Origin of the sequence: Arthrobacter oryzae (genome assembly GCF_031454875.1) — a bacterium.
Taxonomy (GTDB): Bacteria; Actinomycetota; Actinomycetes; order Actinomycetales; family Micrococcaceae; genus Arthrobacter; species Arthrobacter oryzae_D.
In genome coordinates this window covers 467,150-489,912 of record NZ_JAVDRQ010000001.1, presented here as the reverse complement: position 1 = coordinate 489,912, position 22,763 = coordinate 467,150, and the positions used below count along the sequence as shown (strand labels likewise).

23 protein-coding genes are annotated in these 22,763 nt (G+C 65.3%); 10 read left to right on the top strand and 13 right to left on the bottom strand.

All coding sequences use genetic code 11. From position 1 onward, the window contains the following. The first annotated feature begins 36 nt into the window (after positions 1 to 36). A complete protein-coding gene (locus J2805_RS02320; protein WP_309968532.1) occupies positions 37 to 1,158 on the top strand; it encodes an NAD(P)/FAD-dependent oxidoreductase in 1,122 nt (373 codons plus the stop codon). 82 nt (positions 1,159 to 1,240) lie between these two features. On the opposite strand, the gene J2805_RS02315 is transcribed toward J2805_RS02320, so the two are convergent. After that, the gene (locus tag J2805_RS02315) at positions 1,241 to 2,482 is read right to left on the bottom strand and encodes a fatty acid desaturase family protein (protein WP_309968530.1); all 1,242 of its coding nucleotides are present in this window, start codon (positions 2,480 to 2,482) and stop codon (positions 1,241 to 1,243) included. A gap of 13 nt (positions 2,483 to 2,495) precedes the next feature. Next, positions 2,496 to 3,596 (bottom strand): ferredoxin reductase, encoded by a 1,101-nt coding sequence (locus tag J2805_RS02310; RefSeq protein ID WP_309968526.1) that lies wholly within the window; start codon positions 3,594 to 3,596, stop codon positions 2,496 to 2,498. 99 nt (positions 3,597 to 3,695) lie between these two features. Between J2805_RS02310 and J2805_RS02305 the strand changes: the two genes are divergently transcribed. Continuing rightward, positions 3,696 to 4,898 carry a PucR family transcriptional regulator gene (locus tag J2805_RS02305; protein WP_309968523.1) on the top strand — a complete coding sequence of 401 codons (1,203 nt, stop codon included), beginning with the start codon at positions 3,696 to 3,698 and terminating at the stop codon, positions 4,896 to 4,898. 8 nt (positions 4,899 to 4,906) lie between these two features. Here J2805_RS02305 and J2805_RS02300 read toward each other — a convergent pair whose 3' ends face one another. The 4 genes from J2805_RS02300 to J2805_RS02285 all read right to left on the bottom strand — a co-directional run bounded on the left by J2805_RS02300 (position 4,907) and on the right by J2805_RS02285 (position 9,179). Continuing rightward, a complete protein-coding gene (locus tag J2805_RS02300) occupies positions 4,907 to 6,334 on the bottom strand; it encodes a GAF domain-containing serine/threonine-protein kinase (protein WP_309968521.1) in 1,428 nt (475 codons plus the stop codon). 93 nt (positions 6,335 to 6,427) lie between these two features. Further along, the gene (locus J2805_RS02295) at positions 6,428 to 8,041 is read right to left on the bottom strand and encodes a peptide chain release factor 3 (protein ID WP_309968518.1); all 1,614 of its coding nucleotides are present in this window, start codon (positions 8,039 to 8,041) and stop codon (positions 6,428 to 6,430) included. 206 nt (positions 8,042 to 8,247) lie between these two features. Next, the gene (locus J2805_RS02290) at positions 8,248 to 8,445 is read right to left on the bottom strand and encodes a hypothetical protein (protein ID WP_309968516.1); all 198 of its coding nucleotides are present in this window, start codon (positions 8,443 to 8,445) and stop codon (positions 8,248 to 8,250) included. Between the two features lie 86 nt (positions 8,446 to 8,531). After that, entirely contained in the window at positions 8,532 to 9,179 is a 648-nt protein-coding gene (locus J2805_RS02285; RefSeq protein ID WP_309968513.1) for a response regulator transcription factor, read from the bottom strand. 294 nt (positions 9,180 to 9,473) lie between these two features. Between J2805_RS02285 and J2805_RS02280 the strand changes: the two genes are divergently transcribed. The 6 genes from J2805_RS02280 to disA all read left to right on the top strand — a co-directional run bounded on the left by J2805_RS02280 (position 9,474) and on the right by disA (position 14,759). Then, positions 9,474 to 9,650, top strand: a complete 177-nt coding sequence (locus J2805_RS02280) for an aureocin A53 family class IId bacteriocin (RefSeq protein WP_309968509.1) — start codon at positions 9,474 to 9,476, stop codon at positions 9,648 to 9,650. Between the two features lie 106 nt (positions 9,651 to 9,756). Then, a complete protein-coding gene (locus J2805_RS02275) occupies positions 9,757 to 10,269 on the top strand; it encodes a PH domain-containing protein (protein WP_309968505.1) in 513 nt (170 codons plus the stop codon). Positions 10,270 to 10,546: 277 nt separating this feature from the next. Further along, positions 10,547 to 11,737 (top strand): YdbT family protein, encoded by a 1,191-nt coding sequence (locus tag J2805_RS02270; protein ID WP_309968502.1) that lies wholly within the window; start codon positions 10,547 to 10,549, stop codon positions 11,735 to 11,737. Continuing rightward, positions 11,730 to 12,635: an ABC transporter ATP-binding protein gene (locus J2805_RS02265; protein ID WP_309968499.1), complete on the top strand. Its 906-nt coding sequence runs from the start codon at positions 11,730 to 11,732 to the stop codon at positions 12,633 to 12,635. Before J2805_RS02270 ends, J2805_RS02265 begins: the two co-directional genes overlap by 8 nt. Before the next feature lie 56 nt (positions 12,636 to 12,691). Then, complete coding sequence (locus tag J2805_RS02260; protein WP_309968496.1) at positions 12,692 to 13,462, top strand: hypothetical protein; 771 nt, start codon at positions 12,692 to 12,694, stop codon at positions 13,460 to 13,462. 220 nt (positions 13,463 to 13,682) lie between these two features. After that, positions 13,683 to 14,759, top strand: a complete 1,077-nt coding sequence (disA, locus tag J2805_RS02255; RefSeq protein WP_214951760.1) for a DNA integrity scanning diadenylate cyclase DisA — start codon at positions 13,683 to 13,685, stop codon at positions 14,757 to 14,759. A gap of 80 nt (positions 14,760 to 14,839) precedes the next feature. On the opposite strand, the gene J2805_RS02250 is transcribed toward disA, so the two are convergent. After that, entirely contained in the window at positions 14,840 to 15,514 is a 675-nt protein-coding gene (locus tag J2805_RS02250; RefSeq protein WP_309968489.1) for a hypothetical protein, read from the bottom strand. Positions 15,515 to 15,628: 114 nt separating this feature from the next. Here J2805_RS02250 and J2805_RS02245 point away from each other — a divergent pair, with 114 nt between their 5' ends. Both J2805_RS02245 and J2805_RS02240 read left to right on the top strand, forming a co-directional pair. Beyond that, positions 15,629 to 16,588: an HhH-GPD family protein gene (locus J2805_RS02245; protein ID WP_309968486.1), complete on the top strand. Its 960-nt coding sequence runs from the start codon at positions 15,629 to 15,631 to the stop codon at positions 16,586 to 16,588. 77 nt (positions 16,589 to 16,665) lie between these two features. Further along, the gene (locus J2805_RS02240; RefSeq protein WP_309968483.1) at positions 16,666 to 17,163 is read left to right on the top strand and encodes a hypothetical protein; all 498 of its coding nucleotides are present in this window, start codon (positions 16,666 to 16,668) and stop codon (positions 17,161 to 17,163) included. 5 nt (positions 17,164 to 17,168) lie between these two features. On the opposite strand, the gene dhaM is transcribed toward J2805_RS02240, so the two are convergent. The 6 genes from dhaM to J2805_RS02210 all read right to left on the bottom strand — a co-directional run bounded on the left by dhaM (position 17,169) and on the right by J2805_RS02210 (position 22,639). After that, positions 17,169 to 17,852: a dihydroxyacetone kinase phosphoryl donor subunit DhaM gene (gene dhaM / locus J2805_RS02235; protein ID WP_309968480.1), complete on the bottom strand. Its 684-nt coding sequence runs from the start codon at positions 17,850 to 17,852 to the stop codon at positions 17,169 to 17,171. Beyond that, positions 17,849 to 18,481: a dihydroxyacetone kinase subunit DhaL gene (gene dhaL, locus J2805_RS02230; protein WP_309968477.1), complete on the bottom strand. Its 633-nt coding sequence runs from the start codon at positions 18,479 to 18,481 to the stop codon at positions 17,849 to 17,851. Before dhaL ends, dhaM begins: the two co-directional genes overlap by 4 nt. 2 nt (positions 18,482 to 18,483) lie before the next feature. Then, positions 18,484 to 19,485: a dihydroxyacetone kinase subunit DhaK gene (gene dhaK / locus J2805_RS02225; RefSeq protein ID WP_309968474.1), complete on the bottom strand. Its 1,002-nt coding sequence runs from the start codon at positions 19,483 to 19,485 to the stop codon at positions 18,484 to 18,486. A gap of 188 nt (positions 19,486 to 19,673) precedes the next feature. Then, entirely contained in the window at positions 19,674 to 19,838 is a 165-nt protein-coding gene (locus tag J2805_RS02220; RefSeq protein ID WP_309968471.1) for a hypothetical protein, read from the bottom strand. 123 nt (positions 19,839 to 19,961) lie between these two features. Next, positions 19,962 to 20,471, bottom strand: a complete 510-nt coding sequence (locus J2805_RS02215) for an amino-acid N-acetyltransferase (RefSeq protein ID WP_309968468.1) — start codon at positions 20,469 to 20,471, stop codon at positions 19,962 to 19,964. Positions 20,472 to 20,509: 38 nt separating this feature from the next. Further along, positions 20,510 to 22,639 carry a S9 family peptidase gene (locus J2805_RS02210; protein ID WP_309968466.1) on the bottom strand — a complete coding sequence of 710 codons (2,130 nt, stop codon included), beginning with the start codon at positions 22,637 to 22,639 and terminating at the stop codon, positions 20,510 to 20,512. Positions 22,640 to 22,763: the final 124 nt, after the last annotated feature.

Sequence of the window (22,763 nt, the reverse complement as noted above, 5' to 3'; positions counted from 1 at the left end):
GAACCAACCGCCAACCACCGAAGAAAGGGAAGACGTATGTCCTCCACACCCTCATCCAAACGCGTCGCCGTCATCGGCGGCGGCATCCTCGGAGTCTCCACCGCCGTCCATTTGCTCCGCCAAGGCGCATCCGTGGTCCTGCTGACCGAACGCGGCCTTGCCAGTGAAGCCACCGGCCGCTCGCTCTCCTGGCTCAACTCCGCCGGTGAGCGGTCAACCCCGTACCACCTGCTGCGCCTCGCCGGGGTGGACCGGTACCGCACACTCTTCGCCTCGGATCCCGGCAGGGAATGGCTCCAGTTCGGCGGAGGCCTGATGTGGAATGCGGCCGGACAGCGGGACGAAACCGAAGCCCGCCACGCCTACGAAAAGTCCGTCGGCTACGACTCCAGGCTGCTCGCACCCGAGGATATCGCCGCCGTCACCCCCGGCATCGATTCCAGTGCAATACCGGAAAACGCCATCTTCAATCCCGGGGAAGGCTGGGTCAGCCTCCCGGACCTGGTGGAATTCCTCATGGAGGAATTCCACGCCCGCGGCGGACAACTGGTCCTCAACGCAGGAAAAGTCTCCGTAACGGTCGACGGCGGGCGGGCTACCGGTGTCGAGACAGTGGCCGGCGAGACCTACGCGGCTGATGCGGTACTGGTGGCCTGCGGCGCCGCAACGCCAGCCGTCGTGGCACCGCTCGGCGTCCAGATCCCCAACGGGTCCCCCGTCTCCATGCTGGTGCTGACAAAGCCGGTTGACCACGAAGTCCAGGCCGTTATGAACACCCCGCGGGCCGCGGTCCGTCCCAACCCCGGCAGCACCTTCGCGCTGGATCACGACTGGTACGAGGAGCACATCACCGAGCACGCGGACGGCTCGTTCAGCGTCCCCGACGATGTGGTCCAGGAACTGGCCGACGAAGCCTCCAAACTCATCGACGGCAACCCCGATCTGAAGCCTGCATCATGGAAGATCGGCTACAAGCCGATTCCCGGTGACGGCGAACCTGTCTTTGGCGAACTGGGCCAGGTACCCGGTTGCTTCGTCGCATTCACGCACTCCGGGGCTACACTCGGGCTCATCGCCGGCGAACTCCTGTCGGGCGAGATCATGACAGGGAACAAGCACCCCATGCTGGCCACCTTCCGGCCGGGGCGATTCTCCTAGGGATCGCCTAGCCACAACAAGGGGCGCCTGCCGCATTGGCAGGCGCCCCTTGTTGTCAATCATTCACAGCAGGTTGGGCCTGCTAGGCCTTCTTGGGCGGAAGCGCCAGCTTGAAGACCTTGGCCCAGGTGGAGCCGACCTGCTTCCACATCGGTCCGGTGGTGTACGGCAGGCCATAACGCTTGCAGATCTCCCGCACCTTGGGTGCCACCTCGGCATAGCGGTTGGACGGAATGTCCGGGAAGAGGTGGTGCTCGATCTGGTGCGAAAGGTTACCGGTCATGAGGTGCATGAACTTTGAACCGGAGATGTTGGCCGAGCCGATCATCTGCCGGACGTACCAGTCACCGCGGGTCTCCCCTTCGACCATTTCCTCTGTGAAGGTGTCTGTCCCGTCGGGGAAGTGGCCGCAGAAGATCACCGCGTGCGCCCAGACGTTGCGGACAGCATTCGCGGTCAGGGTGCCGTACAGCGCCTGCTTGCCGGAACCGGTCAGCATTGCCACGGCCGGGGTTGCGGCGTAGTCCTTGGTGAACTGCTTGAGGGCCTTGACCCCGAGGGCCTTGAGGTCCTTGACCAGGGCTTCCTTGGACTTGTTGCCCTCCTTGAAGTCCTGCAGCTCAAGGTCGTAGATCGCAATGCCCCATTCGAAGACCGGGGCCAGGATGGCGTTATAGAGCGGGTTGCCCAGGTTGAAGGGCTTCCATTCCTGGCTGGGGTCCATACGCAGGAGATTGTATCCGACGTCGTTGTCCTTGCCCACCACGTTGGTCCAGCGGTGGTGCAGGTCGTTGTGGGTGTGCTGCCAGGCGCGGGCCGGGGTGACGAAGTCCCATTCCCAGGTGGTGGAGTGGATGTCCGGGTCCCGCATCCAGTCCCACTGGCCGTGCAGCACGTTGTGCCCGATCTCCATGTTTTCCAGGATCTTGGCCAGGCTGAGCAGCGTGGTGCCGGCAACCCAGGCGCCCTTGTTCCGGCTCACCAGCAGCGTGGCGCGGCCGGAGATCTCCAGAGCGCGCTGGATCTTGATCATGCGGCGGATGTACGCGGCGTCCGAGGCTCCGCGCTTGGCCAGGATGTCGTCCTTGATGGCATCAAGCTCCCGGCCCAGCTCGGCCACCTGCTCGTCGGAGAGATGCGCAGCGGCAGGAGGACGCACCAGCGGGCTGCCGGACGTAGCCAGCGCCCCGCGGCGCGTTTTTGCAGCTTGCGCGCCGGTGGCAGCCGCAGCTGCACCGTCCGCTTTCAGGGCTGCGGCGTCGCGCGAGGACGGCACAACGGCGTCTTCCGTGGTCTCGGCTTCGTGGTTAGTAACTATTGCCATGCGGTGGTGCTCCTCAAATGTCGAGGTTAACGGGTCCGGCGGCTGCCGAAACACACGTCTGGATTAGTTGGCCCGGCTCGCCATGGACTTCACCGGTGCGGAGGTCGCGGACATGTCCTGCCCGCAGGGGGGTAAGGCAACTGTGGCAGATGCCCATGCGGCAGCCACTGGGCATCAGCACGCCGGCATCTTCGCCGACGTCCAGGAGCGGAGTGCTTCCGTCCGCCTCCACCTCGCGGTCGGAGGCCTCAAAGGTGACCAGTCCGCCGTCGTGCCCGGCACCCGCGGCCAGGCTGGTGGTGAAGCGTTCAATGATCAGGTTGATCGGGTCGGCCGCGAACGGCCCCTCGGGCTGGTCTGAGTCACCGGCAACTGCGGCCTCGGCGGACCACAGCGCTTCGGCGTCGTCCAGGAAACCTTCGGGACCGCAGGCGTAGGCTGCGCGGTGCCGCCAGTCCGGGCAAAGGTCGTCGAGCGCCGCCGGCGACGAGAAGTCCACCCGCCCGCGTTCGCCGGTGAACCAGTGCGTGACCTTGAAGTTGGGGAACTGGTCGGCAAGCTCGGAGAGTTCCTCACGGAAGATGCTGTCCTCCGGGGTCCGGGCCGAATGGATCAGTACGACGTCGGCGTCCGGGCGGTGCGGCACCAGCGTGCGGACCATGGACATGACGGGGGTGATGCCGCTGCCTGCGGTGAGCATCAGCAGCGGGCGGGGGTGCTCAGGGAGGACGAAGTCGCCCTGCGGCGGGGCCAGGAACAGCACGTCGCCCGGGCGGGTGTTGCGGACCAGGACACCGGACACGGCGCCGACGTCGGTCACGGTGATGGCGGGATCCTGGCCGGCGGGAGCGCTCAGCGAGTAGGAACGCCAGTGCCGCACGCCGTCCAGTTCGACGCCGATGCGGGCCCACTGGCCTGCCTGGTGGGCCTTCCAGCCACGGCCTGGGCGGAAGAAGATGGTGGCGGAATCGGCCGTCTCGGCAACCACCCTGGTGACCACGCCGCGCAACTGGCGGGCGGAAAACACAGGATTGAACAGCGACAGAATGTCTTCTGGAGCTAGCGGGGTGGTCAGTACAGATGCGGCGCGCGCCAGCTTACGGAGCCGGATCATGTTATTAACCTTATGTTGGATCGAGGCATATTTCTTCTCCCAAGGCATACGATCGAACGTTCTAAACTGTTCCCCCGAAACAACTTATGGAAGTCTCTCATGAACCCTCCGGCCTCGAAGAGTCCAGCCGCCCCCGCGTACGACCCGCCGTGGCTCGCCCTGCCCCGGGAGGTCAGTGACCTGCTCCGTCCGATGATGCCCGGCATTGTGGAGGCCATCATCGATGCGGTGCCGCAGCTGGTTCCGGCATACGCCAGGCCCATCGAGGGCCGCTTCGGCCGCGGGCTGCGGCGCGGGGTAGCCGCCGCACTGGAGCGTTTCCTCCAGCTGCCGGGCACCCGGCTTCCTGCACTGTCGGAGGAGAGCCGTGAGCTCGTGGCCGGCCTGGGCAGCGGCGAATTCCGCCAAGGGCGCAGCATGGATGCGCTGCTGAGTGCCTATCGCATGGGCGCGCGCGTGACGTTCCGGGAGATGTCGCGGATCTCCATGGACAAGGACCTGGGCCAAGGCGTGGTGGTGGATCTGGGCGAATCGATCCTGGCCTACATCGACGAACTGTCCGCTGTGAGCGCAGAGGCCTACGCCTTTGAACAGTCCGAGCGAGCCGGTGCCGTTGACCGGCGCCGGACCGAACTCCTGGAGCTGCTGCTGATGGGCCAGGCGGACGAGGCCGCCCTGCGGCAGGCAGCCTCCATGGCCGACTGGTCCCTCCCGGCGCGGATGGTTGTGGTGACCCTGCCGCTGGAGCGCGCAGCCGGACTTCGGCTGCAGCTGGGACCCGGAACGCTGGTGGTTGAACGCGAAACCGACGCCGTAGCGCTGGTGCCCGCCCGCGAATCCGACGGGGGCCGGGCAGCACTGGACAAAGCATTGAAGGGCAGATCCGCGGCCGTAGGTCCGGCAGGCAGCTGGGAAAAGGTGCCCGATTCCCTGCGGCTCGCTGTGGTGGCAGCCTCCGTACTGCCGCCACGGGAGGACCCCGACGCCCCGCCCATCTGGGCCGATGACCACCTGGCGCAGATAATCCTCGGCTCCGAACCGTCGGCCATCACGGAACTGGCGGAGCGCAGGCTTGCGCCGCTGGAAGGACTGCGTCCGGCACAGCGCGAGAGGCTGGCGGAGACTCTCCTCTCCTGGCTGCGGCACTGGGGGCAGCGGACTCCGGTGGCCGCCGAACTCGGCATCCACCCGCAGACCGTTGGTTACCGGGCGGCGCAGCTGCGCGAGCTTTTCGGCGATGCGCTGGAAGATCCGCGGGCCCGGTTCGAGCTGGAGCTCGCCTTGCACGCGGGGCGGCGCTAGGAGCCCGGTCACCTGCCTGCCTCCACCGCGCTCCGGCTTTGCAGCCGCAGTTCAAGATCGTTCATCACGATGGCGGCCAGATCCTCCAGCGTGCGGGCATCCTCTGCGGTGAACTCCCGCGGTTCCCGGTCCAGGATGCAGAAGGTCCCGAGGTTGTAGCCGTCGGGGGTGCGCAGCGGCACCCCCGCGTAGAACTGCAGGCCGAACTCGCCTGCCACCAGCGGATTTGCCAAGGTGCGCGGGTCCGAGACTGCGTCCCGGACCACCCAGGCGTCGTCCTGGAGGATGGCGGAAGCGCACAACCCGGGGTCCCGCCCGATCTCCCCCACGTCGGTGCCGTGATGGGCCTTGAACCAGATCCGGTCATGGTCCACCACACTGACGATGGCTACGGGCACGGAGAACATCCGGGCGGCCAGGCCTGCAATCCGGTCGAACGTGCCGTCCGGGGGCGTATCAAGGATCCGGTATCGCTTGACGGCGCGCATCCGCGCCTCTTCATTCGCCGTAGAGACGTCCGACGGCGGCGCTTCCGCGGGAGCCCGGATGCCGCGGCGGCGCCCGGCGGCGCTGATGACCTCCTGCCGGAGGGCGAGTGAGACTTCCCGGGCACCGGGCCGGGCTGTCGGCTCACGCGACAGCATGGACGTCAGCAGGGCAGCCCATTCGGGCGCGACGCCGTCGGGAATGTGCGGATCCCGCAGTAGCCGCGCCATGGCTGAGGCAATCGGCGCCCCTGGGTAGGCCGGCTTGCCGGTCAGTCCTTCCAGCAGGACCAGCCCCAAGGAGTAGACATCGCTAGCCGGGCCCACCGGTTTTCCGGCGGCCTGTTCGGGGCTGAGGTACTGAGGGGTCCCGGAGCTTTCCGCCGACCCGCTTAGCTGGCCGTCCCCGAGGATCATGGCCACGCCAAAGTCACTGAGCTTGGCGCGCGCCCGGCGGTCATTGCTGTTGTAGTCCACCAGGAGGATGTTGGCGGGCTTGACGTCGCGGTGGACGATGCCGTGGTGGTGAATGTACGCGAGTCCGTCCGCAAGGTCATGGCCGATCAGCGCCAGGTGTGCCGGCGGGATGGGCCCCTGAGCCGTGCGTTCGCGCAGGTCCGGACCGCGGACCAGTTCCATGACCAGATACGTGCGGCGGTGCCGGGGATCACTGAGGTCCGCGCCCGCGTCCAGCAAGGTCACCAGGGCGTGGTGGCTCATTCCCGCGAGGATACGCACTTCCCCGCCTTGGCGGCGCGTGTGGTCCAGGTTGCCGGGGTCGTCGCGGAATAGCTTTACCGCGACTTCGCGCTGCAGGAGTTCATCGAAGGCCCGGTAGACGCCGGACTGGCTCCCCCGACCAATGAGGGCGTCAATCCGGTACCGGCCGCTGAGGAGGTAACCGGGTTCCATGCTCGCAGCCACGATCGCCCTCTCAGCTGTTAGTTTCATAAGCAAGCTTATGATATCCCGGCAGGCGCGGTGACGGCTACAAGGCGCCAGATACGAATGGCAAGTGACCGAGGGCGAGTGGCGAATGGTCCGCTATTTCGCGGGGTTGTGGGTTCCGATCGGCACCAGGGTCAGGTCCGGGTGGTTCTTCTCGATCCGGCGCAACGCCCAGACGTCGTTAAACAGCGCGAGGTATTCGCCGTCGGAGCGCAGCAGCACCTCGGCGCCCGGCACGTTGGCCAGCGCGGGCATGGCATCCGCCGTCGAAATTCTTGCCAGCGAGTACGGGAGCCGTTCCAGGCGCATGGGCGCACTGAAGTCGTGCGCCATGCGGTCCTCCACCACTTCGAACTGCATGGGGCCGACGGCGGCAAGCACCGGCGCCTGGTCTCCGCGGATGTCGGAGCGGAGCACCTGAATGACGCCTTCGTGCTCGAGCTGCTCGATGCCGCGGCGGAACTGCTTGAAGCGGCTGGGGTCCTTGGAGCGGGCCACCTGGAAGTGTTCCGGCGCGAACAGCGGAATCGCGGGGAACTCCACGGGTTCCTCCAGGAACAGGCTGTCGCCCACCCGGAGCGAGGACGCGTTGACCAGGCCAACGACGTCGCCCGGGAACGCTTCGTCAATAACCTCGCGCTCACGGCCGAACACCTGCTGGGCGTACTTGGTGGCGAACGACTTGCCGGTGCGGGTCTGCGTGACCACCATCCCGCGCTCGAACACGCCGGAGCAGACCCGGATGAAGGCCACGTGGTCGCGGTGCGCCTTGTTCATGCCGGCCTGCACCTTGAAGACGAAGCCGGCGAACGGTGCGTCCACCGGGCGGGGATCGCCGTCGACGTCGGGCCGGGGAGCCGCCGGAGGGGCGAAGTCCACCAGGGCGTCCAGGATTTCCTTGACGCCGAAGTTGAGGGCGGCCGAGCTGAAGAGAATAGGAGTGGCCTTGCCCGCGTGGAAGGCGTCGACGTCGAACTCGAGGTTGGATTCGATGACGAGTCCGGCTTCGTCCACGGCGTTGGACCAGTCGTCGCCCTGGCTGGCGGCCGCCTCTTCCGGGGTGAAGTATTCGGTGAGGGCAATGTTGGCGCCGGCGTTGTTGCGCTGGAACCGGGCAAAGCGGTCGTTGCGCAGGTCCCACACGCCGCGGAAGTCTCCCGAGATACCCACGGCCCAGGTCAGCGGCATGGGCTGGAGGCCGGTGCGCTCGGTGATTTCGTCCATGAGCGCCAACGCATCCAGGCCCGGCCGGTCCCACTTGTTGATCACGGTGATGATGGGCAGGTTGCGCTGCTTGCAGACCTCGAAGAGCTTCATGGTCTGCGTTTCGAGGCCCTTGGCGGCGTCAACCAGCATCACGGCGCAGTCGACGGCGGCGAGGACGCGGTAGGTGTCTTCGGAGAAGTCCGCGTGGCCCGGAGTGTCCAGCAGGTTGATCACCGTGTCCCGGTACGCGAACTGCAGGGCGGCGGAGCTGATGGAGATGCCGCGGTCCTTTTCCATCTGCATCCAGTCGGAGACAGTTTCCTTGCGGTTGGCCTTGCCGCTGGAGGCACCGGCCGTGCCGATCACCTTGGCGTGCAGCGCCAAGGCCTCAGTGAGCGTGGACTTGCCGGCGTCAGGGTGGGAAATGACCGCGAAAGTCCGACGCCGGGCCGCCTGTTTGTGAATCTCGTGGACTCGGGCGGGGCTAAGGACTTCTTGAGACACGGTGCTACTTTCGCTGCGGTTTGGGCTGCCCGGGCGCTGACGGCGCCGTTCCGGGCACTGCGCACCGGGGCATTGAAGCCCTGGTGCCGGGAAACAGGCTGGCGGGCAGCCAAGTCCCCAGTTTATCGCAAGGCCGCAACTGGCAGCAGTCCGCCTTACGCCCGCGAATGACCCGCGTCAAGGCCGCGCACGGGTACCCGCCGCCATCAGCGCCCGGCAATCCGTGCCGTGATGATGTGCGAGATGGCAGCGGCGGCGATTCCAGAGCCGACCGCTATCACCCCCCGCAGCACTGCCCCCATGTCCGTGGCGGCTGCCAGGACGATGCTGACGGCAAGAATCACCACCAGGAGGACGATGTTGGATACAACCTTGGGAAGTTTGCTCTTCTGTTCCGCAGACACGCTATTCACCTTACGTACGTTGAATGAACCAATAATCTGATGTGCGGGTAGACCGCACACCGCCGAAGAATGCAGCCGTCACCCCGCTAATGCGTATGGACGACAGCCATGCCGGACTCCAATGCCCGGATGACAACCTGGGTCCTGTCCCTGGCGCCCCATTTAGTCATCACACTGCTCAGGTGCGCTTTCACGGTTGACTCCGAGACGAAGAGCGCCCGGGACATCTCTGCGTTGGACATGCCCTGCATCAGCATTTTGACCACGGCTTCCTCACGGGGAGACAACGCAGCACCTCCGCTTTCACGAAGCACCGAGTAGACAGTCGGAATGCTGCGCACGAAGTTGATGACGTCACGCGAGGCCAGGGGCGACAACACATACTGGCCGCCGTGCACTTTTCGGATTGCCCTAAGGAAGTCATGCGGATTGTCGCTCTTGAACAAGAGCCCGCTGGCACCTGCGCGGACCGCAGCCACGGCCGCTCCCCGGGAGGACGACCTGGCGACAGCCAGCAACATGGCGGCTGGGTCAAAGTCCAGGACTGCAGCTATTGCCAGCGAACCGTCTGTACACCGCAGCCGGATGTCCATCAGCGTGACGTCGGGCCGCAGGACGCGGTACATCTGAAGCGCCTCGCACCCACTACCGGCTTCCCCAACCACAGTCATATCCGTGGCGCCGCTAATGATCCCCGAGAGGGCACGCAGCACCAGGGCCTCCTCATCGGCCACCAGTACCCGGATTTTACTACTTTCAAACAACGCGTCCCCAATTCGCAAGTTCGATGATGCCGTGCTTTGACTGCCAGGACAGCAGGTTCGGACGTGTGCCCCAACGCGGCGGCGCACCTCCAAACAACGGCATCTCTGAACCCAACATTACACGGCGAATGACCAACCTGACCAAAAGTATGAATGCATCGTAGTCAAATAGCCAATGTTGCTAAAGACGCTTTACTAATAGCTTGAATATTGCCGGCAGCCGCATGGCCGCGGTTCAATTAGTAAGGTTACGAAGGAGTTTGAATGTTCGCTTTTCTTAGGTACGTCGCCGGGCTTGTGTGGAAGTACGGCGCGCAGGTTGTTGCCGCCATTACCGGCTGGATCCAGCGAAACTGGGGAACTGTACAGCGCTGGGTTGAAAGCGGCATTGCGTGGGGAACCATCGTGCAGTGGATTCTGCAGGCTCTCGGTCTTGCATAACCAGATTTGAAGCGTGGCGTGCGGCACATTCGGGCCGCACGCCATGCTCAACAGTCCGCTGGTGTAGGCTCTTCCGCGGGGGAAGCGTAATTTTGGAGGGAAAACAATGACCGGCACAGATGCGTCCGGACGGATCCCTTCGTTCCAAAGTTCCGGAAGCGAAAGCTTGCCCAGCGAGGCGCGGGGCTACCTGAATCTTCGTACGTTCATTGACGCCATTGTTATTGCCGGCATGCTCGGCGCCGTCAGCTTCATCCTTTTGCCGCTTGAAATCCGTGCAATTGCACTCACAGCCGAGTTGGTCTTCTTTGGCATTCTGACGGTTTATGAATTCTTGGTGATAAACCGTCTGCGCATGCAATACACCACTTATTCGGTGGAAGCCAGTCACGTACACATAGCCCGCGGAAAGGTGTTCCGCCGCGCGGTCACAATCTCGACAGCGCAGATTCTTAACATAGAGATCCGGCAGGGGCCTTTGCTGCGTCACTTTGGACTCGTGAAAGTGAAATTCATCTGCATTGCCGACGTGGAGACGCTGGGCCCGGTGACCATTACAGCCGCCGAAGGAATCCGCACCACAATTCTCCGTCCACTTGCTGTGGCTGCAGATGCATAAACCCGTCAGCGGAACGTACGGGCACCGTATTTCCTGGAAATTCTACCCGGCCTCCTATCTGGAGAAGCTTCCGAGCATTGCCGGCCTGGTAGGGAGCGGGACCGTTCTCACGGTCCGGCCCGAACTTTGGCCAGGCGCGTGGGCATGGCTCCTGATTGGCCCCCTTCTGTTGGCAAGAATTCTTGCCCCCGTCGTCACGCGAATGACCTTTCGCTGGGAATACTCGGCTGGGGAACTTCGCGTTGGTACAGGCCTCTTCCAAAAGCGGTTCAGGTCAATGCCGTGGGCCAGCGTCCGCACGATAGATGCAAAGGCTCCGTGGTCCTTCCGGCTTTTTGGCCTCTCAAGGGTCGAAGCGCTGCAGGCCGGCGAAGAAAATACACGGATCGCACTGCCTGCAGTGAACGGGGAGGAACTGATAACACTCTCACGGCTCTGGCAGGCAGGAACTCGGCCAGCGCCGTCGGCGGTTCACCAGGTTCCGCTTGCTCGACCCGATGGAACCCTGATTTACAGGAGCAGCGCCAAGGATCTCTTCATCGCCAGTTTCGCCTACGGGCAATTTGCCGTTGTCGGCGCCAGCGGCGTCCTGGGACTTATCGACATGCTGGACGCGTTGGGGACAAACTCCGTGGCCACACTGTCATCCCTGGGACCTGTCTTCCTTGGAACGGCAGCCCTCATAGCCACCATTCTGTTTGGCTTCGTGCTCACGTTCGTGCGCTATTCCGGATTCGAAGCCCGGACGCACCTCCAAGGCGGAGTTGTCATTCGGTACGGCCTCCTGAGCAGGCACGAGCGCTTTCTTGACCGGGAATCCATCGCGGGAGTTGTGCTCCAGAGGAATCTCGCGGAAATGCTGTTGGGGCGGATCCGGCTATCGCTCCTGACTGCTGATTCGACGGCCCAGCTCGGTTCCAATCTCGTGTTGCCGTCATTGCCGCTGAGGGTGGTGGCGCATGTTTCCACCGCAGCATTCGGCGACCGCACCCCCTCAGCCGCGGAAGCCGACTCCCGGTTTCCGGTCGTCCTGTCAAGCGTTCTTTGGATCACCGCAACCTTTGGCATCCCGGCGATAGTGATGCTGGCAGTGGCCGGGACGGCTGACTATCCGGCATATGTAGTGCTCGCATGCGGTGCACTCATGCTGGCTGCGGTATACGGGTTGGGCCGCACTCTCACGTCCCGTCTCGCGGTGCATGACCGGCCTGGATTGGTCACTGTCGCAACAACCCATATCTCGGAGCGCCGGACCAGTGTCAGCATGCCTGCAATCCACCTGGTGACCACGTCAAGCGTCCCGGGGATTGCCAGGATGGTCCGGATCTATTTCTATGCGGGCATGTCGCGCCGGCTGACCTGCGTATTTTTCACCACTGAAGATGTGCTCAAGATACAGCGGCGACTGGTGGAGTTGTCTCCGTCAGTCGCCCTCACAAAGCGTGAAAGGACCAGGGGACGTGATTGAAGCATTCAACCTGAGTAAGGAATATGCGGGCAAGAGGGTGGTTTCGGATGTTTCCCTCGTCGCCAATGCCGGAGAAGTTACGGGCTTCGTCGGTCCCAACGGGGCGGGAAAATCAACTGTGTTGCGAATGATCGCAGGAATAACGGCGCCGTCTTCCGGCTCCGTGAGGGTGGGCGGGGTTAGCCATCATCTGGCAACCCATCCAGCTGCAAACCTGGGAGTATTTCTGTCGGCCGAGTGGATTCCCGGATCCATGACGGCGGCGTCGTTCCTGTCCTATGTATGTGAAACGCAGGGACTTCGGCGGCAGCGGGTGACTGAGCTGCTGGACCTCGTCGGCCTGTCCGATGTTGCACACCGTAAAGTCAAGAACTTTTCCCTGGGTATGAGGCAGCGGCTGGGCATCGCCGCAGCTTTCGCGGGGAACCCCCGGAACGTAGTGCTGGATGAACCAATCAACGGCCTGGATCCGGACGCCATCCAGTGGATCAGGCGGCTCCTCCGGCAAGCTGCTGACGACGGGAAGGCTGTGCTTCTTTCGTCCCATCACATGGGTGAACTGGCAAAAGTTGCGGACCATATAGTCCTGATCGACCACGGGGTCGTGGCGCGGCAAGGTCCGCTTGCATCCTTTGTGGCACCAACCGAATCCAACGTCTACATCGAGTCCGGCACACCGGCTGACGTTGCCGCTCTGCTGAGAAGCGCGGGCTACGCCGTCGAGCCCCATGGGAATGGCTTTCTGGTTCAGAACGCGGAACCGGCTGAGATAGGGCGTGCCGTTTATGGGGCAGCTTACGGGCTTACGCATCTGAGCCTTCTGACGCGCTCCCTTGAGGAAACCTATTTCGACACCGTCTCGCCCAGGGACATCTTCTCCGAAGGGAACACCCGATGATTTCAGCAATCAGTCCAGCCCGGACAATGCCCGCCCAGTCCTTCCGAGTTGTTCTCATGGCAGAACTTCGGCGGGGGTTCCGAGCCGGCGGGTTCCGGCCGGGGGTTGCGGTGGCACTGTGCTGCAGCGTTCTCCTGGGCGTGGGGTCGGGGCTCCTGATCCGATACCTCGAACAGGGCGCGACCACCGGCGTTTCAGCTGACAGCGCCCTCCCGGTGACGCTCGCGGTGGAAACGTCTGCCGGCGTAATTGGCATCCTGCTGGCCATACTCGTTGCCAGTTACGTGGCGAGAGACGCCCCCTCCGGCCTGGTATCCACCGCCCTCACGTTGGTACCGCGAAGGTCGCGCCTGCTGGCCGCGAGGGGAGCAGCGGTGGCCCTGATGGGGGTATGCGCGGCGCTGGTGAGCACCGTGCTGACTGCGGTAGCTGGCATCGCCGGCAACCCGTCAACCGGCGCACTGGCTTCCGCTTCAGTGGGTTTTGCGGCCTCGGCTCTCGCGGTGGGACTCCTCATATCCATTTCATTCTTCGTAGCCACGCTCGCAAACCGCCCTGTTCCGACAGTGCTCATAGTGCTTGGACTGCTGGTGGTGGCACCGCTGGCTCTTTCGGCTGTCCAGCTGAGCCTTCCCCCTAGCGTGGGCAACGTGGTTGGGACCGCAGTCGAGTGTTCACCGGCCCCACTGTTCTTTCGCGCCATTGGAATAACGGCTACTGCTCAACTGGGATTCCAACCCATGATTACCGCTCAACTTGGCCTCCTGGCCTGGGCAACGGTGCTGGGCTCACTGTCACTGGCAGTCTTCAAACGCCGCGACGGCTAGAACCTCCTAAGTACCCCTTCCTGCACCAGCTGATCAGCGGCTTTGCCTGCCACCGCGCGGTGCCACCTAAAGGGGCACTTTAGGGCTTGTCCGTGCGGAAGTTGCGGTTTCTTACCTCTATCATTGAGCTTGCGGGAATCTGCGCACTTTCGGGACCCGCCGCCGGGGTGCAAACCGGCGTACCTGCGGGCGGCAGTCCGCACCTTTGAAGGGAAAACCTATGGCTCGGAGCCCTGAAGATTCGCTTAAGGCGACTCTGGGCAGAGTGGCTCCAGGCACCGCTCTGCGCGACGGCCTGGAACGTATCCTCCGCGGGCGCACGGGCGCGCTGATCGTCCTGGGATCGGACCGCACCATTGAGTCCATCTGCTCCGGCGGATTCGATATAGGGATCGACTTCTCTCCCACACGTCTCCGCGAACTCGCCAAGATGGACGGCGCCATCATTTGCGACAAGGACGCCGGCAACATCCTCCGGGCCGCCGTACAGCTGGTTCCGGACTCGAGCATCGAAACCCAGGAATCCGGCACCAGGCACCGCACCGCCGAACGGGTCGCCATCCAGACCGGCGTCCCGGTGATCTCGGTCAGCCAGTCCATGCAGATCATCGCCCTCTACGTAAACGGTCTGCGGCACGTCCTGGAAGGTTCCGAAAAGGTCCTTGCACGCGCAAACCAGGCGCTGGCCACCCTCGAACGCTACCGTTCCCGCCTCGACCAGGTCACCAGCTCGCTCTCGGCGCTGGAAATTGAAGCCATGGTGACCGTCCGCGACGTCGCCGTCACGCTCCAGCGGCAGGAAATGGTGCGCCGAATCTCCGAGGAAATCTCCCAGTACGTCCTTGAACTCGGCGAGGACGGGCGCCTGCTTTCGCTTCAGCTGGATGAGCTCACGGTGGGCCGCGGACCCGGCAGCGATGTGATCATCCGCGACTATGCCGGCCCGAACGCCTCCCCGGAGGACATTGACGGCGCGGTCAGCGCCCTGCTCAACCTGGGTCCCACCGAGCTGATCGACCTCAGCAGGATCGCCGGCATCATCGGCTTCGCGGGAGGCGTGGACACGCTCGACGCCGTGGTGCAGCCGCGCGGGTACCGGCTGCTGTCCGGACTGAAGGCAGTGCCCAAGGCCGTGGCGGACAGGCTCGTTGACCACTTCGGCGGCCTCCAGTACCTGATGGCGGCCACCATCGATGACCTCATGACCGTCGACGGCATCGGCGACCAGCGCGCCCGGACCGTCCGCGAGGGCCTGAGCCGGATGGCCGAAGCCAGCCTGCTGGACCGGTTCCTCTAATCCCTTGCCGACTGCTCCACAACTGCCGTTTTGGGCGTCCATAAGGGCTCCGACGGAGCAATCGGTGCAGCACAGAGTGCTCAGTTGAGCTGGAAGACGGCCTTGGTGCTGGATTTGGTCCCCAGCCTCGCGACGAACATGTAGTAGGCGCCGCCGGCCCCCGGTTTGGCGGACACCGCTCCGCAACCGGGCACGGTCCTGTTGCGCTGCCACGGGAAATTGGCGGTTTCGCTCTGTCCCGGGGCGAGGGTCTTCACGAGGTCGCTGCTCTCCGCCTGGCAGTCGACGGAGGAGAAGATCCGGTCCGAGCCGCTGGTCACCGTGTACTCCATTTGGGACGTGCCCAGGTTTACCTCACAGGCCACTTTCCCGCCGTTGGTGACCTTCAGGGTGAGCAGCGGATTCTCGCCGGCGGCGTAGGATGCCTTGTCGGTCGAGGCGGACACCGTCACCAGGCTCTGGTCGCAGGTGGGTGTCGCCGGGATGCTCGGGGTTGCCGAAGCTGACGGTGTTGCTTTGGCAGCCCCGCCATCCGACCCGTTCCTGTCCGTGGAGGAGGCCTGTTCGGACGCCCGCATGGCGCCGGACACGGCGGCGAAACCGCCCAGTGACACCGAAACGATGAGAAGCAGCACCAAGCCAACGAACAGCCTGCGACGGCGGTACACGGCTTTGAGCGGCGGCCGCCCCGTCTGCCGGCCGGCGGTGCCCTTCGGTTTCGAACCGCTCTTTCCTGAAGTGCCTTGCCTGACCATCCTTCTAGGCTAGAGAACCCCGGGCACATTGGCGCACCACCACGCCGGGAAGGCGGACGCCCGGCCAGTATCCACTACAGTATTTGCATCGAAGCCTTAGCCCTGCCCACTGCCATGTCCCCGGCGAGTCGCCCCACTCCGCCGTCGCTGGCCGCACTCCACGAAACCCTTGACACCTGGTTCGGGAGCGCCGCCAGGGACCTGCCGTGGCGGGAACCTGAATGCTCCGCTTGGGGTGTCCTGGTCAGCGAGATCATGCTGCAGCAAACCCCTGTGGTCCGGGTTCTTCCCGTCTGGGAAGACTGGCTGCGCCGCTGGCCCTCGCCGGCACACCTGGCCGCCGAAGCCTCCGGCGAGGCCGTCCGGCACTGGGGCAGGCTTGGCTACCCGCGCCGGGCACTGCGCCTCCACGCCGCCGCCGTCGCCATAGTGGAACGGCACGACGGCGAGGTCCCCGGAGATTATGCCGGGCTGCTGGAACTTCCCGGCGTGGGCAGCTACACGGCAGCCGCCGTCGCGGCGTTCGCCTTTGGCCGCCGCGAGACAGTGGTGGACACAAACATCCGCCGCGTCCACGCGAGGCTTTTTTCCGGCACGGCATTGCCGTCGCAGTCGCTGACAGCCGCGGAGATGCGGCTTGCCGCCGAACTGCTGCCGGCCGACGTCGGCCTCTCGGTCCGCTGGAATGCTGCAGTCATGGAACTGGGGGCGCTGGTATGCACGGCACGGGCGCCAAAATGCACTGATTGCCCGGTGCGCGCGGAGTGTGCGTGGCTGGCGGCAGGCGAGCCGCCGCCGTCGTACACCCCGAAGGGCCAGTCGTGGCACGGCACCGACCGGCAGGTCCGGGGTGCCGTGATGGCGGTCCTCCGCCTCGCGGACTCCCCGGTGGCGCCGGAAATGTTCCACCAGCCCCCTGCGGACCTCGGCTTCGGAGCGGACGGCATCGGCGTCCCGCTTGCTGCCCTGCACCGCCTTAATTCCGCGCCCGAGCAGCTCGAGCGCGCGCTGGCAGGGCTGGTCAGCGACGGCCTGGCGGAGCTGCACCTGGGCGGCCTCAGGCTCCCTGCCTGACGCCCGTTACCCATTCGTTCCGGGACTGAAACCACCCTGTGCTGGCGCCGCCCCACCTGGCAGATCTAGGCTGAAGCATGCGCAGCTTGGGCGTGCTTCTGGCAGTGGTTACGACGTCCCTCATCCCGTCCGCATGCCTGCCCGAGGCAGTGCCTTGCCCGGCCATCGCGCAGGCTCCCGTAGTATCGCTGACCGTGGCGGCCAGCTATGCGCCCACAGTCAAAGCCATCCACTTGAAGGCCTGCCAGGACGGCACGTGCCGGGAAGCCGACCTGGAGCTGATGCCGGGCAGCACCACAGTCGATCTGGGCTGCGAACCCGCGGCAGGCCCTGACGGCACCTGCTCCGCGACGTCGTCGCCTGACGGCACCCTCACGGGCATGCTGATGATGGATGCTTTGACCGAATCGCGCATCGATGCGACCGCCGCCGGCACCTCCACGGCGGGGGCGCCGTTGCCCGAGCGCCAGGTGAGCTTCATGCCGAAGGCGGAATACCCGTACGGCGAGCAGTGCGGAAAGTTCGTCACAGCCAGCCTGCTGCTGGACGCCGACGGCCTTCGGCAGGCCGGCTGAGCCCGTCAGGGCTCCCCGAACCCCGCTTCCACCAGCCCGCCGACGTACTTGACCGCCCTGGCCGCGTCCGGCCCCCAGGCCTTTACATGAAGGACCGATCCCTGCCCCGCCCCCAAGGTCATCAGGCCCGTCATCGAGGCCCCGTCCACGCCGTTGACCGTCACCTCCGCGTCCAGGGCCGAGAGTCCCCCGGCGATCTTCGCTGCGGGCCGGGCGTGCATGCCCGCCTGGTTTACCAGCTCGAAATCGCCCATAGCTTCCGGCGGCCCCTGCGCTTCCTCCTCAGCGGCGGCCCCTGGCGCCGGGAGTGCGGGAGCGCGGCCGACTGCCTCGGCCGCCTGTTTCACCCCCACCGCGTCCGCCCCCGCCTGCGCCGCGACGGCGGCAGCCACCAGCCCCTCAACCAGCGGCGCATCGGCCAACAGGACCAAGCTCGGGTCCGGCAGGAACTCGACGGCTGACTCGGCAGTCATCACGGCAGAGCCGAGGTCGGTGAGCACCACAGTGCCGTCTTCGCCGGCGGCCTGTTCCAGCGCGGCCATGACCTTTTCGAGGCTGGTGCCTATCCGTCCGTCGTCAGTGCCGCCTGCCGGGAGGATCACGACGTCGGGCGCCATTTGGGCGGCCAGCTCCACAGCACCTTCGGCGATCTTTTCGCTGTGGGACACCACCACCAGGCGGACCGTCATTCGGCCGCCCCGGCCGCGGCGCGCAGGATGAGGGCGGTGGAGACTGCGCCGGGGTCCCGGTGTCCCGCGCTGCGCTCCCCCAGGTAGCTGGCACGCCCCTTGCGGGCGATGAGCGGATCGGTGGCGACGGCACCGGCCTCGGCAGCTTCGGCAGCTGCGAGGAGGACCTTGAGGACATCGCCGCCCCCTTCCGCCGCAGCCGCAGCCGCAGCCTCCACGGCCGGGGTCCAAGCGTCCACCATGGTCTTGTCGCCGGGTTCGGCCTTGCCGCGGGCCACCACACCGTCGCGCGCGGCCTGGAGTGCAGCGGCCAGGGCCGCGGGATCGATGTCAGGCACGTCGCCCAGCGACGTGGAGGCCCGCAGGAAGGCCGTGCCGTAAAGGGGTCCTGCCGCGCCGCCCACCTTGGACATCAGCGCCATGGCCGTAAGTTTCAGGGCCGCTCCCGGCGTGGCGGGCGGCACCTCAGCGAGCTTGTCCATAACCGCTTTGAAGCCGCGATCCATGTTTTCACCGTGATCCGAATCCCCGATGGCCCGGTCCAGGTCAATCAGCTCCACCCGGTGGTCCGCCATGGCCTGCGCGGACAGGGTAAGCCACCGCACGGCCCACTCAACATCAAGCCCCACGATCAGATGCCCCATCGCAGCGCGGCGGTGTGGACCGGGGCGTCCCAGAGGCCGGTGAGTTCGTCGTCGAGACGCAGGACGGTTACTGAGCACCCCTGCATCTCGAGTGATGTGATGTAGTTGCCCACCAGGGAGCGTTCCACCGTGACGCCCTTGTCCGCGAGCAGCTGCGCTGCACGGCGGTACACGATGTACAGCTCGCTTTGCGGCGTCCCGCCCATGCCGTTGACGAACAACAGCACCTTGTCACCGGAGGCAACACCCAGGTCGCCCAGGATGGGCTCAAGGAGGCGGTCGGTAATGGCATCGGCATTCTCCATGGGGATCCGGTGCCGCCCGGGCTCGCCGTGGATCCCGATGCCGATCTCGATTTCGTTCTCTTCCAGGTCAAAGCTGGGCACGCCGGCATGCGGAACCGTGCAGGCCGACAATGCGACGCCCATGCTGCGGACGTTCCGGTTCACCCGGTCCCCGATGGCGGCCACCGCGTCCAGGTCGTCACCGCGCTCAGCGGCCGCGCCGGCGATCTTCTCCACGAGGACGGTGCCGCCCACGCCACGACGGCCGGCCGTGTAGAGCGAGTCTTCCACGGCGACGTCGTCGTTGACCAGGACGGTCCGGACCTGGACGCCTTCGGCCTCAGCCATCTCCGCGGCCGTTTCGAAGTTGAGCACGTCGCCGGTGTAGTTCTTGACGATATGCACGACGCCGGCGCCCGAGTTCACGGCAAGCGTCGCCGGAATGATCTGGTCAGGCGTCGGCGAGGTGAAAACAGCCCCCGGCACCGCGGCGTCGAGCATCCCCATCCCCACGAATCCGCCGTGGAGCGGCTCGTGTCCGCTGCCGCCGCCGCTGACCAGTCCGACCTTCCCGGCTACCGGAGCGTCCTTTCGGGTGATGAATTTCGGCTCGGAACTGACGGTCACGAGGTCCGCATGCGCAAGGCCGAAGCCTTCCACGGACTCGTCCACAACAGCGCGGGGATCATTGATCAGCTTCTTCATTGGAGTACTCCCTGGAGTGTCCTGGCGGCTTTGTCTTGACCCTACTACCGCCGTCCCGGCTACGGTAGCGCCGTGTCGCATCGCCCGGCCAACGTCCCGCTAACGCCTGTCTACCAGGGCAAGAGAAAAGGGACAGCCCCCAATTGACTGTCCCTTTCCAATCCCAGGCCCGGGCCCCCCGGCCAGCGTCAGTGCTTTCCCCAGGCGACCGGGAGGAAATCCGGCCACGCCGCGGCGCCTATGTGGAATGCCGACGCCTCGCGGGGCCGGCTTAGCGGATCGCTGCAGTTCATCGCTGAAGGCAGATCCATTTGAAACGCCGAAAAATCCGGAAAAATGGCGTGCTCGCGCATTTCTGTCCTTTGATGTGGTTCGGGATTCGGGTGCTACAAAGCAAGCTCTTGCAATTTTATACATCGATTCGATATATGGGAAGACCTTGAAGTCAGACATAATCCGGAAACGCCGGAAGGGCTCTAGAGGAACTTGATCATGCGCGTGTTTCCCAGCGTGTTCGGCTTAACGCGGGCGAGGTCCAGGAACTCCGCAACGCCCTCGTCATGGGAACGCAGCAGCTCGGAATAGACCTCGGGGTCCACCGCGGTCTGGTCGGCCATGACGTCGAAGCCGTGCTTCTTGAAGAAGTCCACCTCGAAGGTCAGGCAGAACACGCGTGAGACACCCAGCGCCCGGGCTTCCTCGAGGAGGCTTTCCACCAACACATGGCCCACGCCCTTGCCGCGCCACGCGTCTGATGCAGCCAGGGTCCGCACCTCGGCCAGGTCCTCCCACATGACGTGCAGCGCACCGCAGCCGATGACCTCGCCGTCGGCCGATTCCGCGATCCTGAACTCCTGCAGGCTTTCGTAGTAGGCCACCGTCTCCTTGGCCATCAGGATCCTCTTGTCCGCCAGCGGAGCCACAAGCCCCTTGATGGCAGCTACGTCGCTGGTGCGGGCAGGGCGGATGCGGAAGGTCTCAGTCACAGCCCCAATCTTACGGCCAGCCTCCGAGCCTCAGGCGCCTAAAGCCCGAGGTCAGCGGGCAGGGGCAGCTCCTGATCCAGCACGTTCTTTGCCAGGAAGTGTTCGACTACGCCGTACCAGACCTTGGCGTGCTGCGGCTGGAGTATCCAGTGATTCTCGTCCGGGTAATACAGGAAGCGGTGTGGCGTCTGGCCGTTGTCATCGGCGGCCAGCTGCGATTTGGACAGCAGTTCGTACCAGAGCCGGAGGCCTTCACCGATGGGCACGCGGTAGTCCTTGTCGCCATGAATCACCAGCATGGGCGTGCTGATTTTCTCCACGTGCAGGTGCGGTGAGTTCGCCAGGGCCATCTCTGCCGTCATTTCCTTCAGCCAGTACTGCGACGCATCGGTAGTGGGTCCGAACTGATCCAGTGCCCACAGGCTGGCATGGGTGACGATCGCGTTAAAGCGGTCCGTCTGGCCAGCCACCCAGTTGGCCATGTAGCCGCCAAAGGAGCCGCCCATCGCAGCAGTCCGGGATGCATCAATGTCCGGGCGTTCCGCCGCGGCATCAGTGATCTCCATGAGGTCGGTGTACGGCGCGCTGCCCCACCCGCCCCAGCCGCGCTGGATGTAGGACTGGCCGTAGCCCGTTGACAGCGCCGGATCGGGCAGGAGCACGGCATAGCCTTTGGCCACGAGCAGCCACGGGTTCCAACGCCACGTCCAGGCGTTCCATGAGCCGAGGGGGCCGCCGTGGATCCACAACAGCAGCGGTGCCGGACTATGTGCGGAGGCCCCGTCCGGCAGGGCCAGGTACGCGGGAACCCGGGAACCGTCGGCAGCGGCGGTCTCCAGGCGCTCCAGGCGGCCGTGGATGCGGGGCCGCTCCGCCGGCGCCGGAAGCCTGGTAACGTCGCCGCTCGGCAAGTCGATCCTGACCACTTCCGGCGGAAATTCATAGGAGCTCCGCAGCGCGTAGGCGGTCAGGCCGTCCGGTGAAACCACGACGTCGGTGTAGGCCGCCGCGTCCCGCGTCACCCGGGCGACTTCCGCGCTTCCGGCCCCGAGCCCAGTCCCCGCGGAACTGATCCGGAAAACCGGGGAGGCGCCGTCGTCGTCGGCTGTGACCAGGAGGCCGGAGCCGTCCGGCAACCACGCCGCCCTGATGGCCCAGCGGTCCCAGTCGTGGGCCAGCGGCCGGAGCCCGGCTTCCGGCTCCTCGCCGGAGCTGACATCAAGAAGGTTGAGCTTGACCTGCGGCGCCTGATGGGGAGTGGAATCGGATTCGCTCAGCACCACGAGCGTGCGGTTGTCAGGGCTCACCGGGCCCGCGAAGTAGCTCATGCCTTCACGGTCCAGCAGGATCCGGTGCGTGGCGGTGGCAACGTCGATGGCCACCAAGACGGAACGTGAGTCGGCCTTGGCGAGGGGCTTGTTGAAGCTTGTGTAGATGGTCTTGCCGTCGGGGCTGACCACCGAGTCGGAGTCGCGCAAAAGGCCGGCCGCGTCCGGCGTCAGGTTGCGGAGCTTGAGCGGGGCGGAGGCGTCAACCGTCGCCGGCTTGCCGGGCTCCTTCTCCTCCCCCGGTTCCACAGCGAAAATTCGCGGCTGGTCGGGACCCAGGTCTGCATCCCAGTAGCGCACCGGGTACCCGCTGTGGAGGATTGCGGATACCTTGTGCTCCTTGCGGCTCTTCCGCCGTTCCTCGTCGGCTTCCTCATCCGGGGAACCGGCCAGGATGGACGCGGTGACGAAGGTGGCACCGGTATCCCTGGCCGACATCACCTGGCTGATCCCGCCGGCCCGCGAAAGGACCACCCGGGCTTCACCGCCGTCGGCCGGCAGTTGCCAGAGCGCATTGACGGGATCGCCCTCGGGGCTTTCGGGATCAGGGCGCGCCGACGTGAAGTACAGGTCCCCGTTGGAGGCAAAGGCAGCTCCGGCCTCGCCCTTCGCGCTGCGCGTGATGCGGCGCGCGTGCTTCTCCCCCGCGGGGTCCAGTTCCCACAGCGCGGTCACGTATTCGGTGCCCTTGCCGTTGAGCGTGGAGACAGTGGTCACCAGGCGCTTTCCGTCCGGACTCAGCGCGAGACCACTCACCCGCGGGATGGCGAGGTAGTGGTCCACGTCGTGGAAGGGGGTCGCAGGGTGTTCGCTCAGGATCGCTGAGTCTTCAGAAGCCATGAGGAGATTCAACACCGACTGTGCCGTGGATCACAGCAGGTTCACTACCGGTGAAACAGTGCTTTCCTCCCGGACCCACCGCCCAGGCAGCGCCGGACATGACAAAGGCCCGCCCACTCCCTTC